Below are 14,763 nucleotides of genomic sequence, written 5' to 3'. Positions count from 1 at the left end.
CATTCTACAAAAAGTCCTAAATCTTATTACCTTTGCAACACCAACCTCAAACTGGCTTTAAGCCGTAAATGCCCATGATTTTGTAATTTTTAGTCCCTACGTGGTACTGTATTTTCTCTTCTTATTTTCCTAGTCAAAAACTAGGCTTTTCTGCTTTGAAAAAAGCTATATTATTTTACCATTATCTTATCGTATCGTCATTTTCAATGAAAAAATACATTGAACTATTCCTCGAAGCTATTCGTGGAGAAGAACAGAATTATACTCAAATGAGCATCAATCGTGCGATTTTTCTTTTATCTATTCCGATGATATTAGAAATGATCGGAGAATCGCTCTTTGCGATTGTTGATGCCTTTTTTGTATCTAAAATTAGCATAGAAGCCATCGCTACCGTTGGGTTGACCGAATCGGTACTTACCCTGATTTATTCTGTTGCCATTGGTCTTAGTTCGGCAGCCACTGCCATCGTTTCACGCCGAACAGGCGAAGGAAACCCCGAAGCCGCTGCTCATGCCGTATCACAAGTAATTCTTATTTCCTTGGTTTTATCGGCACTCGTCGGAATTCCTGGGGCAATTTTTGCTGAACAAATTCTCACACTTATGGGAGGCGAACCTCATTTGATTGAACAAGGAGCTTTGTTTACTCGCTCAATGTTTATTAGTAGTCCTTCCATCATTTTACTTTACACACTCAGCGGTGCATTGCGTGGTGCAGGAGATGCCTCTACGGCAATGCGTTCGATTATTTTGGCCAATATTATCAATATGGCACTCGATGCCATATTGATTATGGGATTAAAATTTGGCGTAGAAGGCGCTGCCATTGCCACTACCACAGGCAGAACCATTGGGGTTTTGTACCAATTATGGTCTTTACAAAAAGGTCAGGGCAATCTCCGCTTAGAATTGAGATTACTCAAACCAGACTGGTCGGTACTCAAAAATTTGATTACCATTGGTTCGGGTGGTACAGGGCAGTTCTTGATTCAGTCGGCAAGCTGGATTTTCTTAACAAGAATTATTTCAAGTTTCGGAAGCGACGCCGTGGCAGGTTACACTATTGCTATTAGAATTATCGTATTTACGATTTTGCCAGCATGGGGTATGGCGAATGCCGCCGCTACCTTGATGGGACAAAATTTAGGCGCTAATCAGCCTGACCGAGCCGAGAAATCTGTTTGGAGAACCGCTTTTTACAATATGATATTTCTATTGTTGGTAGGCTTATTGTTTTTAGGTTTTGCGGAGAACTTCATTTCAATTTTCAACAACAATCCCAAAGTCGTAGAAGTAGGTGTGTTATGTTTGCAAATCATGAGTGCGGGCTATCTCTTTTTCGGCTACGGAATGGTCATCGGACAAGCACTCAACGGTGCTGGTGATACTCGCACCCCAACGATTATGAACTTTATATGCTTCTGGCTCATCGAAATACCTTTGGCTTATCTGATGGCGCAATACTGGCATTGGGGACCGCTTGGGGTATTCTTATCCATCGCCATTGCCGAATCTATTTTGGCATTGATGGGTATTTATTTCTTCAAAAAAGGTCGCTGGAGAACAATGAAGGTATAAATTGAGTGATTGTAAAAATCGAATTCCATCAGTAGAGACGCAATGACTGCGTCTTGAGAGGTATCTTTCTGAAATATAGTATCAAAAAAGGGGTTGGAATTTATTTTCCGACCCCTTTTTTGATATGTGACTCAGCCTTAGACGCAAAGTATTGTGTCTCTACTGATGGCATACAAATTTTTACAATAATGACTCATGTGTGTTAAACTCTATTTTACTTCAAAAGCTCTGCTATTTCGGTATTTTCCTGCATCAATGCATTTTTGAGAGGGGTGTTCCCAAAACGATCTTGGAGATACTTGTTGGCTCCTGCCTGCAATAATACTTTGACTAAAGAAAGATGCCCAAAAGTAGCTGCAAAACTCAAAGCTGTAGCGCCATTACCATTTTGAATATTAGGATTTGCCTTTTTTACTAATAATAATTGTGCGATTTCGGTATATCCTTTAAAACTAGCTCCCATCAAGGCCGTATTGCCAGAGGTATCTGCAATATCAGGATTTGCGCCTTTTTCTAATAAATATTTTACTAAATCTGTTTGTTGATTATACACTGCCAAGATTAAGGGTGTAAAGCCTTTATGGTCTTGAGCGTCAATAGAAAACCCTTGTTTTAATAAAGATTCTACGGTTGTTTTATCGCCTTCACGACAAGCATTCCAGATCGATTGTTGTGCCTGTGCTGTATGTATGATGAGAGTGAAACACAATACAAAAAGTATATTTTTCATAAAATGAAAAGCCTAAAAGTGGTAAATATTATTGAGCTGTTGAACCGATGAAACAGATTCTGGTAAATTCATATTCTTCAGACTTACAGCTGGTGTTTTGAGCAAAGAAGCCACGATAGAATCAATAACTCCGTCTGGTAGCTCTTGCTTATGTTGTTGTAATTTTTCTTGAATGGTAGTTTTATAATGTTGTTTCAATGAAGCTAAAAACTGGTTGATAGGTAATGAATCATGCCATTTCATAAATTGTGCTAACTCTTGCTCAATAATCGTTTGAACTTCATTTACTGCTGCTTGGCTTTCGGTCTTGTTCACCTGAATTTTTTCGACCAAAGTATCAATATTGATTAACTGAACCGACTGCTTTGTTTCTTCAGATATAGAAATACTTGCTGGAACAGCTAAATCAACCAATACTTTAGGAAAAGTAGATTTACGGAAAAAGGTATCTTGAATTAAATCTTTTACGCCAATACTTGAAATAACCACATCAAAATCAGAAAAGTATTGAGGTATTTCCGAAAAAGGAAGGTAAAAGTAAGAATCTCTCGATTTAGCAAGTGCTTGGGCTTTTTCGAGAGTGCGATTGGCAATTACCACATTTTCAAAACCTTGTGAAACCAAATATTTGACCACATCTTTAGCGATTTCTCCAGCTCCCAATAACAATACTTTTGCTTGTTTGCCAACGAGTCTTCTGGCGTGCTCCACTGCCAAATAACTCGTAGATTGAGAGCCTTTCAAAAAGGCGGTTTCATTACTAATTCGCTTAAATGAACGAAAAACTTGTTGAAACAAGCGCTCAAATGCCCCCGAAATAAGCCCCATGCTTTGACTCAGTAAATAAGCACTTTTGACTTGCTGAATAATTTGTTTGTCGCCCAAAACCATTGAGTGTAATCCCATAGCCACCTCCATCATATACTGAGCTGACTCTTGAGTAGTTTCAATAACTTTAAGCAAATGTCCACCAATCCATACATTCTTGAAAGTCAACATCTGTTCAATCATGTCTTTAGCGGATGTAGTTTCGGACTCGAAATACAATTCAGTTCGGTTACAAGTTGATAGAAGCATCAAGGATTTGACGTCTTCATGAGCTTGAAAATTTGCCAAAAAGGTTTGCACCTCCTCCTCCGAGAACTGCAATTGTCCACGAACTGCAACATCAGCAGTTTTATATGAAAGCGATATGACTTTGATAGATGGCATGGTTTGATGAATCATTTTTGTATTAGTGGTTAGGCAATAGGTATTAGCTTAAACATTCGTTGACAGTATTGTTTTACTTTTCAAAATACGCTCCTAAATCCTGCCCGATTTGGTTTGATATAAAGAAAAGCAAATCAAGAGCTATCAATAAAATGATGACTAATTCCTATTGCCTTTTGGCCTAATTAAGTAATCGTGCAGAATAAGATTTAAGTTATGTGTCTAGGCACTAGGCAACAGGCACAAGGCAAAGAGTGTTAAAATGTTTTTAACGACCACGGACATGCATTTTTCCCATAGCCCACCGCCGAGAGCCGATATCTGAAAGCTTAAAGCACAATCTTAAATTTTATTTTGCGTACTAACTTAAGTAAGTAGGAAAAATTAAATTAATAGTATAATTGAGGAAAAATTTGACTATAACCTTTTGATTATGAGCACCTTCAAATAACCAATATACTGTTAACTAATAACGTTTTCCTACTTACTGTAATTTATTTTCTAAACAACGCTTCAACTTCCTCACGGCTAAAGTTGAGAGCTTTAGCCAAACGAGTACCGTAATCCGCATCAGCTAGGTAGAAATAGCCTACCATTTTGCGAGCTACATCTTTGTTTTTGACAGCCGCCAAATCACCAGATAAGTTTTTAATCAAACTTACTTTATCTGTTTCGGACAAAGAGCGGTAAAAATCACCTGCTTGCTTAAAATCATTAGGCTTTGTGATTTTTTGCTGAACGGTAGTCACATTGGTAAACTTAGAAACTGAGTATTTATATTGTGCATTGTCAGCCAGAGCATCAGCCGCAACACTTGGTTGATAGTTTACATCAGAAGTTTTGTGGCGATTACTAAAAGCACCGTCTTGGTTGTATGTATTCACAGCCGCTTTTGGTGCATTAATAGGAAGCTGTTGAAAATTGCCTCCGATGCGGTGACGTTGCGTATCGGTGTAAGAAAATAAGCGACCTTGCAAAAGTTTGTCTTCAGATGGCTCTATGCCTGGCACCAAATTGGCAGGCGCAAAAGCAGACTGCTCAACTTCTTCAAAGAAATTATCAGGTACGCGGTTTAAAGTCATTTTACCAACCTTTGTCAACGGAGCAATTGACTCTGGCCAAACTTTTGTAACATCTAGTGGATTAAAATCGAATTTATCTAAATCTTCGGGTTTTAAGATTTGTACAAATAAATCCCAAGAAGGGAAGTTTCCTTTTTTGATATTATCGTATAAATCTACTGTAGCATGTTGAAAATCTTGGGCTTGTACTTTGGCAGCTTCATCAGCAGTAAGGTTTTTCACACCCTGATTCGTTTTCCAAGTATATTTTACATAACTCACTTCGCCAGCCTCGTTTACCCACTTGAAAGCATGAACACTCGACCCATCCATTTGACGATAATTAGCAGGAATACCGAAATCAGAATACACACGTGTCAACATGTGTGTACCTTCTGGAATATGTGAGAAGAAATCAAACACACGGTTGGGATCTTGCTTATTATAAATAGGCGACGGTTTGAATGCGTGCACCATATCTGGAAACTTGATGGCATCGCGAATAAAAAATACAGGCAGGTTATTACCAACGATATCATAATTGCCTTGTTCGGTATAAAACTTAGTAGCAAAACCACGTGGGTCACGCAAGGTTTCTGGTGAACCATTTCCATGAACTACTGTCGAAAAACGAACAAAAACAGGTGTTTTTTTACCTTTAGCCGCAAACAAAGCCGCTTTGGTATATTTTGAAAATTCGCCTTCTGAGACAAATTCACCATAAGCTCCAGCGCCACGTGCATGTACCACACGCTCAGGAATACGCTCACGGTCGAACGAGGCTAGCTTTTCAATCAAATGGATATCTTCTAGCAACACTTGTCCATTTTGTCCGATTGTTTTAGAGTTTTGATTATCTCCAACAGGAGAACCATTGTTAGTAGTTAGGGGAGTTTGTGCAACTGCAACAGTCGATGATAATAGCGCCAGAGCAGCAATTTTTATGGATTTATTCATGTGTTTGTTAATAACTGTTATGTTATGTTTACATGACAAAATTGCTGATTCGAGAATTATAAATCAAATTGATATTTTATATATAATTATAGATTTAAACTATATTTTATTTTTAAACTATAGTTATAGCTTATATTATAAGGACTTAGAGGGAGGCAAAGAGGGGCAGAGGCACAAAGGCACAAAGTGAAGTTACTACTCACTTTATGCCTTTGTGCCCATTAACTCTACCCCTCTTTCTTTACCTAACCTCTATCCTCTCTTCCCTTGCCCACTCTGTGCCTTTGTGCCCGTTCCCTCTGCCCCTCTTTGCCTATCCCCTATCCCCTCTTCCACTTTATGCCTTTGCGCCCGTTCTCTCTGCCCCTCTTTGCCTATCCCCTCTTCCACTCTGTGCCTTTGCGCCCTTTCCCTCTGCCCCTCTTTGCCTATCCCCTCTTCCACTCTGTGCCTTTGTGCCTGTTCCCTCTGCCCCTCTTTGCCTATCCCCTATCCCCTATCCCCTCTAATACTATATCGTCTGCGAAAAAAGTCTGTGCTGGGGATTTTCTCTAATCATGCGCATATCAAATGCCATACAGATATTACGGATAAAGGTTTTACCAGCTTCCAAAACCTCTACGCCGTTGTCGTGTAAAACAATTAAATCGTCTTCTACAAATGGTTGAAGTCTTTCGAAAAGCGCTTCTTTTTCTTCAGAAGTCCAAGTATCGGTATCCCAAGATGTTTTGAATCGACAAATCAGATTGAGAATTTGCTCACGAATTTTGAGGTCTTCTTGGTTCAAAATATGCCCACGGTGAAGCGGTAGTTTATTTTGATTGATGCTATCCATGTAGGTCTCAATTTCTTTTACATTTTGGGCAAAAGCCGTCCACGAGTCACTGATAGAAGATACTCCTAAACCAATCATCACTTTGGTCTGCGTGGTGGTATAACCCATAAAATTACGATTGAGCGTACCATTTTGTCGAGCTACATACATCGAATCACTAGCCAAAGCAAAGTGGTCCATACCTATTTCGAAATAACCATTTGCCTCCAACATCGCTCTACCCTTTTCATACAACTGGCGTTTCAAGGCAGGACTTGGGAGGTCTTCATCCTTAAATCCTCTTTGACCATTGCCTTTAATCCAAGGCACATGAGCATACGAGTAAAACGCAATACGGTCGGGCTTAAGCGCAATTGTTTTTTGAATGGTATCCTCAATACTGGCTAAAGTCTGGAAGGGTAATCCAAATACCAAATCATGGCTGATAGAGGAATATCCTAATTTTCGGCTCAATTCTGTCACTTGTTTTACCTGTTCAAAAGGCTGAAAACGGTGAATTGCCGTTTGAACTCGCAAGTCATAATCTTGCACGCCGTAGCTTACACGCGTAAAACCTAATTGATACAATACCTCCAAATGTTCGGCTGTGGTATTGCCTGGGTGTCCTTCAAAACCAAATTCTATTTCATCTGCTAATGTAGCTTTTGCTAAAATGCCTTTTACCAAACGAGCAAGATTGTTTGGTTTGAAAAAACTTGGTGTACCACCTCCAAAGTGTATTTCGGCGATTCGTGGAGTTTCGGATAATAAAGCTGTGTACATATCCCATTCCTTCAAGAGGGCGTCGATATAAGGTTCTTCTACCGAGTGGTTTTTAGTGATACGTTTATTACAACCACAAAAAGTACAAAGGCTTTCGCAATATGGCAGGTGGATATAAAGACTGATTCCTTGATGATTGCTTTCGGCAAAACTTTTTTGCAAGCTTTCTATCCAAGCTTTTTCTGTAAACTGTTCTACCTTCCAGAACGGAACCGTAGGATAACTTGTGTAGCGTGGACCAGGAACATTATATTTTTGGATAAGGCTAATCGTTGTCATAATATTGATTACATGATTTTCTCTCAAAACTAAAATGAATCGAAAGTCTTCAGAATGATTTTTATCATACGCAAAACTGATTAGGATAACCAAGCTCAAGCAAGCAACTCCTTTAGCTTGAATATATCTTTGCTTGGAGTTCAAAAATCTTTGGTTTTCATATCCTTGTCGTAACTTTGCCTATATAAAAAATCAGCTAAAGGTTTGTTAATTTGATAATCGCATGAACTTTTACATAGAGATACAAAGCTTCAAAGACTACTCGACTTTGTGCCTATATGCCTTTTCACTTATTCACTTTTAAAAATTTACAAACCAGCAATAATATTTTAAATCAAAAAAAATGCGTAAATTATCCATGGACGAGCTCAATCGCTTGTCTGCCGAAGAGTTTAGAGCTATCGAAAAATTACCTTATGTGTTAATTTTGGATGATATTAGAAGTATGAACAATGTAGGCTCGGTATTTAGAACGGCTGATGCTTTCAAAGCAGAAAAAATCTATTTATGCGGCATTACAGCTACACCTCCTCATAGAGAAATCCAGAAAACAGCCTTGGGTGCTGACGAAACCGTTGATTGGGAACACGCTACCGATGTGGTTGAATTAATCGAAAAGCTACAGGCAGAAGGTTATACTGTTATTGCGATTGAACAAGTAGAAGGTAGTACCTCCTTGTTAGATTTTCAGCCGAAAAAGACCGAAAAATATGCTTTTATCTTCGGAAATGAGGTTTTTGGTGTGAACGAAACAGCCGTAAAAAAAGCCAATTATTGTTTAGAGATACCCCAGTATGGTACCAAACACTCATTGAATATCTCGGTTACGGCAGGCATTATTTGCTGGCATTATGTAGCAGGAATCTAATGGAGTGAGGAGTGCTGAATGTTGAGTTTTGAGTTTTTTACAAACGTTTATTAAAACAGATTTTGTAAATACATTCTTCTTATAACACTCTATTATTATAATATTTATAAGAAAAATAATATTTTAATGTTAAATTTTGAGCCCAAAGTGAAAACTTAATACAAATTACTTTTTTCGCTTTGGGCATTTTTATACTTTCGATTTATTAATAATTATTTAACAATATCTTAATATTAACCTGTCATGAAATCTGATAAAAAGCAACTCGTTGACGAAATATCGGCTTTGATTTTGTCTAACCTCAAAGGCCTTAATGAAAAAAGTGCTAAGAAATTAGTAAAAACAGTAGACAAGGCTTCTGAAGAAATCGCTAAGAAATATGCGAAACTTCAAAAAGATGAAGAAGAAGCCAAAGAAAAAGCTGAGAAAAAAGCAGCAGAAAAAATTAAAGAACAATCTAAAAAAGTAGCAAAAGCTAAAGCTAAAGAAGCCGAAAAAGCAGCTTTTGATGCAAAAATCGCTCTTGTAACAGGTTCGGAGGTAACAGAAGCTCCTGCCAAAAAATCTTCAAGCAAAAAATCGTCAGCTCCAATAGTAGAAGAGGCTCCATCTTCAGAATCAGCAGAATAATACCGAAACAAATACCTTTTATCACAAGAATCGAAGAGTTTGTCAAAAAGAATTACGACTTTTGACAAACTCTTTTTCTTTTGTATCTTAATAGGAACAACGACAAAAGAAAATCTCGTTCAAACCTACAATTATTCCAAAACTAAACCCTCCTAGCTTATGTCAATTATACTTGAAGCGCAAAATGTAGTTAAGCGTTATGCTGGACATACTGCTCTCAGTGGCGTTTCGATTCAGGTACCTCAAGGTTCAATTTTTGGTCTTTTAGGTCCTAATGGCGCTGGCAAAACTTCTCTTATTCGTATTATCAATCAAATCACCGGACCAGATGAAGGTCAAATCATCTTGGACGGCGAAAAACTCCAACCCAAACATATCGAAGTAATTGGCTATCTTCCAGAAGAACGTGGTCTTTACAAAAAGATGAAGGTAGGCGAGCAACTTTTGTACCTTGCCCAACTCAAAGGTATGCCCAAAGCCGAAGCGATTGAAAAACTCAAAGCTTGGTTTATCAAATTTGACATCAAAGGCTGGTGGGACAAAAACGTTGAGGATTTGTCGAAAGGTATGCAACAAAAAACGCAGTTTATTGCCACCATTGTTCACGAGCCAAAACTGGTGATTCTTGATGAACCGTTTTCGGGCTTTGACCCAATCAACGCTAATTTGTTGAAAGATGAAATTTTAGCCTTGAAAGAAAAGGGCACTACCATTATTTTTTCAACGCACCGTATGGAGTCTGTTGAGGAACTATGCGACAATATTGCTTTAATCAACAAATCTAAAGTAGTATTGAGTGGCGAAAAGAAAGAAGTAAAAAATCGTTTTAGAGATAATACCTTCAATCTTGAGTATTCGGGTGCGCTCGCACCTATTGAAGGCATATTTGAAATTCTGAACGCTAAAAATGTAGAAGGTATTACCAAAGCAAAAGTTCGCTTGTTGGATGGCACCAATGCCAATCAATTTCTTGGACAAGCTATTCAGCAAGTAGAATTGAAGGCTTTCAACGAAAATATTCCTTCTTTCAACGAAATATTCATTAGAGTTGTAGGCGAAGATGCCAATACCATTTTATAGTCCATCAGTTATACCTACAACAATTTTAAACCTCAACAATCATGAATAAGATTTTACTCATCATACAACGGGAATATATTACCAGAGTTAAGAAAAAATCATTCTGGATAGCCTCGATTTTGGTTCCATTCCTTATCGCAGCAGTCTATACTATTCCAGTGCTATTATTTGTCAATGCCGATGACTCTAGAAATATTATTGTCTTAGACGACAGTAAATTATTCAAAGGCAAACTCAATTCGGAGGGCGACTACACGTATATCTACAGTGACAAAACATTTGAACAAGCCAAAAAAGACCTAAAGAAAAGTGATGATGATATTGTGGTTCATATCGAAAAAGACATCTTGAGCAATCCGAAAGGTGTCCAAATATTAGGTAAAAAAACCGTTGGGATTGGCACACAGCATGCCATTCAAGGCAAAATTCAGAATGAGCTAAGAAATATCAAGCTCAAAAATGCGGGGATTGACCTAAAAGTCCTTGAGGACAACAAAATCAATGTTGATGCTCAAACCTATACACTTAGTGAAGATGGTGGTGAAAAATCGAGTAGCTCGGGAGGCGCTATGATTCTGGGTGGAATTTTCGGATTTTTACTCTATTTATCAGCCTTTTTGTATGGTTCGCAGGTAATGAATGGCGTTATCGAAGAAAAAAGTAACCGTATTATCGAAGTTGTAGTGTCTTCGGTAAGACCTTTCCAATTAATGCTAGGTAAAATCATTGGTGTCGGTATGGTTGGTCTTACACAATTTTTATTGTGGGGTGTATTAACTTTCACCGCTTCTACCGTTACGACAACCATAATGTCGGGTAAAATTGAGGAAAAAGTACAGGCAAAAGTAAAAGCAGGGCTCAGTAAAGACGAAATCAAGAAATTTGAGACAAGCGTAAAATCCGAAAACCCTTTGAATAGCATTAGCAGCGCTATCGAAAATGTGTCGCTAGGAAAAATGATTCTGTGCTTCATTTTGTATTATCTAGGAGGCTATTTGCTGTATAGTTCACTCTTTGCTGCTATTGGTTCGGCTGTAGAAAGTCCATCCGAAGCTCAACAATTTATGTTTCCTGTGACTATTCCTATCATTTTATCGTTTATATTAGCACAATTTATATTACAAAAGCCCGACAGTCCTATTGCCTTCTGGGCTTCTATTATTCCACTTACCTCCCCAATTGACATGATGGTTCGTTTACCATTTGGGGTATCTAACTGGGAAATAGCATTATCACTCACACTCTTGATACTTGGATTTATTGGAACCACTTGGTTGGCGGGTAAGGTGTACCGTGTAGGTATATTGATGTATGGCAAAAAACCAAGCTGGAAAGAAATCACAAAATGGGTGTTTTACAAGGGATAATTATAAAAGCTTGAGGTTGAGAATATCCTACAGAACAACAGCCGTTGTTCGATTCAATTGCCAATTTTAGTTTGTTAATAACTGTAAACCCTGCTGTCTTTGACGGCAGGGTTTCTTTTTACTTAAAACCAATAAAAAAGCCCTTCAGAACGAAGGGCCTTCTTTAATTCCTTTAACAATAAATTGTTGGTTATCAAAGATTAATTCTATCATAAAGATATTAGTTTGTTAATAACTGCATCAATCAGTCATTATCAAAAGTTAAGAATAATCTATTGAGAATCAAATAAATTCTCGATGAATTTTCATTTTGAAAACATACGCTTATAGGCTCAATGATAATCCATCATAAGCCAACCTGACATTATTGGGTAATTCTTCCTCTACATCGGAGTGCATTCCCATTTGATGACTTATATGTGTAATATACCCCATTTCAGGCTTTACTTTTTCAAAAACTTCTAGTGCCTCCGACAAGGAAAAATGAGAGAGATGTTTTTCTCGTCTTAATGCACCTAATACCAATACTTTAACACCTTTTACTTTGGCCAACTCATGCGCCGAAATATAATTGACGTCGGTAATGTAAGCAAAATCACCAATACGATAGCCAAATACAGGAAGTTTGTAATGTAATACCTCAATAGGCAAAAAATTTACACCTTCTATTTCAAAAGCTTGGTTTCCGATGGGGCAAAGATTGATTTGGGGAATACCGGGGTAGCGTATTTCGGCAAAAGCGTAAGCAAATTCTCTTTTGATTTGTTCCAATACCTGCTCGCGACCGTAGACTGGCATATCTTTTTTCTGGAAAAAATTATATGCCCGCACGTCATCGAGTCCAGCAGTGTGGTCTTTGTGCTCGTGGGTAAATATCACCGCATCGAGCCTACTAATACGCTCACGGAGCATCTGTTGACGAAAATCAGGGCCTGCATCAATCACAAAGCTTTTGCCATCTACCTCCAGATGGATTGCGGTGCGAAGACGTTTATCACGATAATCCAATGATTGACATACTTCACAATTACAGGCTATGACCGGAACGCCCTGTGAGGTACCTGTACCGAGAAAGGTAATTTTCATGTAGAATAACGTTGGTGGGATGTTGGAAAAACCAACCTGTATCAAACAAAAATACCAAAGGACTAGTCAGCCAGACTAATCCTTTGGGAGAGCTTTTATCAAAACAACTTTCTTCTTTTTGATTTGTTAAAACCAAAATTTAGGTAAAGTGTACAAAAATGAATCGTTACACATTTACCTCAGAAGAGTCGTCGTATTATTTCTCAGTAAGAGCCTTTACTTGAGCTACCAAAGTATCAAAATTCAAAGGTTTTGCCAACATATCATTGAATCCTGCAGATTTAAAGTCATCCATCGTATAGTTACGAGCATTTCCTGTAATCGCAATGATTGGGATATTGGCTTTCTCAGCATCAGCCAAACCACGTACAGCTCTGGCGCAGTCCATTCCGTCCATAACTGGCATGTTGATGTCTAGCAATAAAATATCAAAATCTTCTTTTTCCATTGCATCTAATACCTGTTGGCCATTTTTCACAGAATGGATTTCAAAGTTTTGGAATTCCAAAATCTTTTTAGCAAGGTTTTGAATGACTGAGCTATCTTCAGCGATGAGGACTTTCTTCATATTTTTATGATAAATATTTGATTATTTTCGGGGTAAAGATAATATGACTTCTTAGTTGAAATTTTACACCTTTTGCTTATAAAAGACTTAAATTATGTAAAAATACTTATTATTACGCAACTCTCTATCAAATTTTGGAACAAATTATCATGAAGTAAACACAATTACACACAGCAATAAAGAGCGTTTTAGCTCCTCAAGATACTTCTTTTTTGGGTAAGATTCCTTTCAAAAGTTGACCAATTTAATAAACATTTAGCAACTTTCCGTTATGGTGCATCCTTAGTTATCTTTTTTTCTTCGTATAAAATCAAACAGTTTAAATCTAATAACCTTTCTGTACCTTTCAACCCTAAGGTTTTCAACTTATTAGGTATCGTATCGTTGTAGTTTTGAAACCAGTCCAAATCTATCAAAGTAGTATCAGGGAGGCCTGTTTGATTTAATACAGCCAAATTATTGACTAAGTGCGGGTTACTTTCCAAATAGCTCACTAAATCTTTGATTGTAAGTCTTTTCTGGATAATACCAGTGCTGTCGCTACTACTTACAACAACGCTAGAATCGGCCTTTTCCAAAACAAATGCCATTTGATTTCTAGACTCAAATTTTGCCTTGAGTGGAAACAATTGCGCAAGTTGGTTCAAAGCCAACTCAGGAACGCTTTTATCCATGCTTTCTGGTATGTGAACCGTCAAACAATATTGATTGTTGGGGTCGGAAGCATATTTGTTTTCGTCGGGAACTTCTAATTTAACCCTACTTTCTTTTTGATCGTATAGTATCTGATACATCAAAGGCAAGGTACAATTGGTAAATACCCAATGCTTTTCGGATTCTTTGATAAATTCGGTGGATTTCCCTTCAGCGTATGGACTCAAACTGATGCGTAACTCGTTGGCATCGGGTGTATTTTTAATATTTGAAAAAACGGTAGCAATCTTGTTTAAATTCGTATTACTTGTAGCAGAAGCAATCGAGTTGGTATTTTGAAACTCCTGTTTCATTACTATCTCCACTTTTTGATTACGAATCAACTTTCCCACGATTTCGGCATCGATTTCATCAGGAGCAGTAAATGCTTTTACGATACCATTTTTATCTATTACAACTGTATGCGGAATAAAATGGTGAAAAAAGAGTTCGTTGAGTTTACGACCCCAATCCATCCCGAATAGAACATTGTGGATATTGCGTTTGGCAATAAAGGCATCTACCTTATCACGGTTTTCGTCCGAAATAGCTATAATTTCGACAGCATTGCCATATTGTTTTTTGATTCGCTCAAAATGGCTCAAAGAAGGAATACAAGGAGCACAATAGGTAGCCCAAAACTCTAGAATAACTACTTTTCCACGAAGTTCATGAAGGTTGATTACTTTCTCATTTCCAGAGGGAGTAATGACAGATACACCAAAGTCGGGACAAACTTTGCCAATAGTTGGAGGGTCCACTTGTGACATAAAAGTTTGTGACAAAGCGGATATTGAAAAGAAAAGGAAATATACAATAAAGACTATGTAACGCATAACAAATCTACAAGTCGTAGTTAGGTTATTCAAAATTACAGTAAAGCCTAGAATATTGAAAATATTTTTGGGTATAGCCTATAAAAACAAAGTCTTTTGCCAAACAGACAAAAGACTTTGAATATCACTCTAAATAACTGATTTCTTATTTTACGTTAAATGCAACTGCTACTTTATCCCAAGCCAAAGTTACTTTACCTGAGTTTTCAGCAGTAATTG

Annotated in this window: 12 protein-coding genes; 5 read left to right on the top strand and 7 right to left on the bottom strand. The window is 37.6% G+C overall.

Going from position 1 to position 14,763, the window contains the following annotated elements; translation table 11 throughout:
- Positions 1-206: 206 nt before the first annotated feature.
- Complete coding sequence (locus ACOVQ4_RS10550) at positions 207-1,580, top strand: MATE family efflux transporter (RefSeq protein WP_421820606.1); 1,374 nt, start codon at positions 207-209, stop codon at positions 1,578-1,580.
- A gap of 214 nt (positions 1,581-1,794) precedes the next feature.
- Here the strand turns inward: ACOVQ4_RS10550 and ACOVQ4_RS10545 are convergent, their stop codons facing one another.
- The 4 genes from ACOVQ4_RS10545 to hemN form a co-directional block, all read right to left on the bottom strand.
- Positions 1,795-2,310 carry an ankyrin repeat domain-containing protein gene (locus tag ACOVQ4_RS10545; protein ID WP_421820605.1) on the bottom strand — a complete coding sequence of 172 codons (516 nt, stop codon included), beginning with the start codon at positions 2,308-2,310 and terminating at the stop codon, positions 1,795-1,797.
- Positions 2,311-2,322: 12 nt separating this feature from the next.
- Positions 2,323-3,537 carry a glutamyl-tRNA reductase gene (gene hemA / locus ACOVQ4_RS10540; protein WP_421820604.1) on the bottom strand — a complete coding sequence of 405 codons (1,215 nt, stop codon included), beginning with the start codon at positions 3,535-3,537 and terminating at the stop codon, positions 2,323-2,325.
- Between the two features lie 479 nt (positions 3,538-4,016).
- Positions 4,017-5,540, bottom strand: a complete 1,524-nt coding sequence (locus ACOVQ4_RS10535) for a catalase (RefSeq protein ID WP_421820603.1) — start codon at positions 5,538-5,540, stop codon at positions 4,017-4,019.
- A 511-nt stretch (positions 5,541-6,051) separates the two neighbouring features.
- Positions 6,052-7,560, bottom strand: coding sequence for an oxygen-independent coproporphyrinogen III oxidase (hemN, locus tag ACOVQ4_RS10530; RefSeq protein ID WP_421820602.1), 1,509 nt, complete (start codon positions 7,558-7,560; stop codon positions 6,052-6,054).
- Between the two features lie 199 nt (positions 7,561-7,759).
- Between hemN and ACOVQ4_RS10525 the strand changes: the two genes are divergently transcribed.
- The 4 genes from ACOVQ4_RS10525 to ACOVQ4_RS10510 all read left to right on the top strand — a co-directional run bounded on the left by ACOVQ4_RS10525 (position 7,760) and on the right by ACOVQ4_RS10510 (position 11,361).
- Positions 7,760-8,284 carry an RNA methyltransferase gene (locus ACOVQ4_RS10525; protein ID WP_421820601.1) on the top strand — a complete coding sequence of 175 codons (525 nt, stop codon included), beginning with the start codon at positions 7,760-7,762 and terminating at the stop codon, positions 8,282-8,284.
- A 243-nt stretch (positions 8,285-8,527) separates the two neighbouring features.
- Complete coding sequence (locus ACOVQ4_RS10520; protein ID WP_421820600.1) at positions 8,528-8,914, top strand: hypothetical protein; 387 nt, start codon at positions 8,528-8,530, stop codon at positions 8,912-8,914.
- 159 nt (positions 8,915-9,073) lie between these two features.
- Positions 9,074-9,994: an ABC transporter ATP-binding protein gene (locus ACOVQ4_RS10515; protein WP_421820599.1), complete on the top strand. Its 921-nt coding sequence runs from the start codon at positions 9,074-9,076 to the stop codon at positions 9,992-9,994.
- Positions 9,995-10,035: 41 nt separating this feature from the next.
- Positions 10,036-11,361, top strand: a complete 1,326-nt coding sequence (locus tag ACOVQ4_RS10510) for an ABC transporter permease (RefSeq protein ID WP_421820598.1) — start codon at positions 10,036-10,038, stop codon at positions 11,359-11,361.
- A gap of 324 nt (positions 11,362-11,685) precedes the next feature.
- Here ACOVQ4_RS10510 and ACOVQ4_RS10505 read toward each other — a convergent pair whose 3' ends face one another.
- The 3 genes from ACOVQ4_RS10505 to ACOVQ4_RS10495 all read right to left on the bottom strand — a co-directional run bounded on the left by ACOVQ4_RS10505 (position 11,686) and on the right by ACOVQ4_RS10495 (position 14,478).
- Positions 11,686-12,447, bottom strand: coding sequence for an MBL fold metallo-hydrolase (locus tag ACOVQ4_RS10505; RefSeq protein ID WP_421820597.1), 762 nt, complete (start codon positions 12,445-12,447; stop codon positions 11,686-11,688).
- Positions 12,448-12,643: 196 nt separating this feature from the next.
- The gene (locus ACOVQ4_RS10500; protein ID WP_421820596.1) at positions 12,644-13,015 is read right to left on the bottom strand and encodes a response regulator; all 372 of its coding nucleotides are present in this window, start codon (positions 13,013-13,015) and stop codon (positions 12,644-12,646) included.
- A gap of 269 nt (positions 13,016-13,284) precedes the next feature.
- Positions 13,285-14,478, bottom strand: a complete 1,194-nt coding sequence (locus tag ACOVQ4_RS10495; RefSeq protein WP_421820595.1) for a TlpA family protein disulfide reductase — start codon at positions 14,476-14,478, stop codon at positions 13,285-13,287.
- Positions 14,479-14,763 lie beyond the last annotated feature (285 nt).

Origin of the sequence: Flectobacillus sp. (assembly GCF_049240685.1) — a bacterium.
Classification (GTDB): Bacteria; Bacteroidota; Bacteroidia; order Cytophagales; family Spirosomataceae; genus Flectobacillus.
This window is presented reverse-complemented; position numbering and strand designations above follow the sequence as displayed.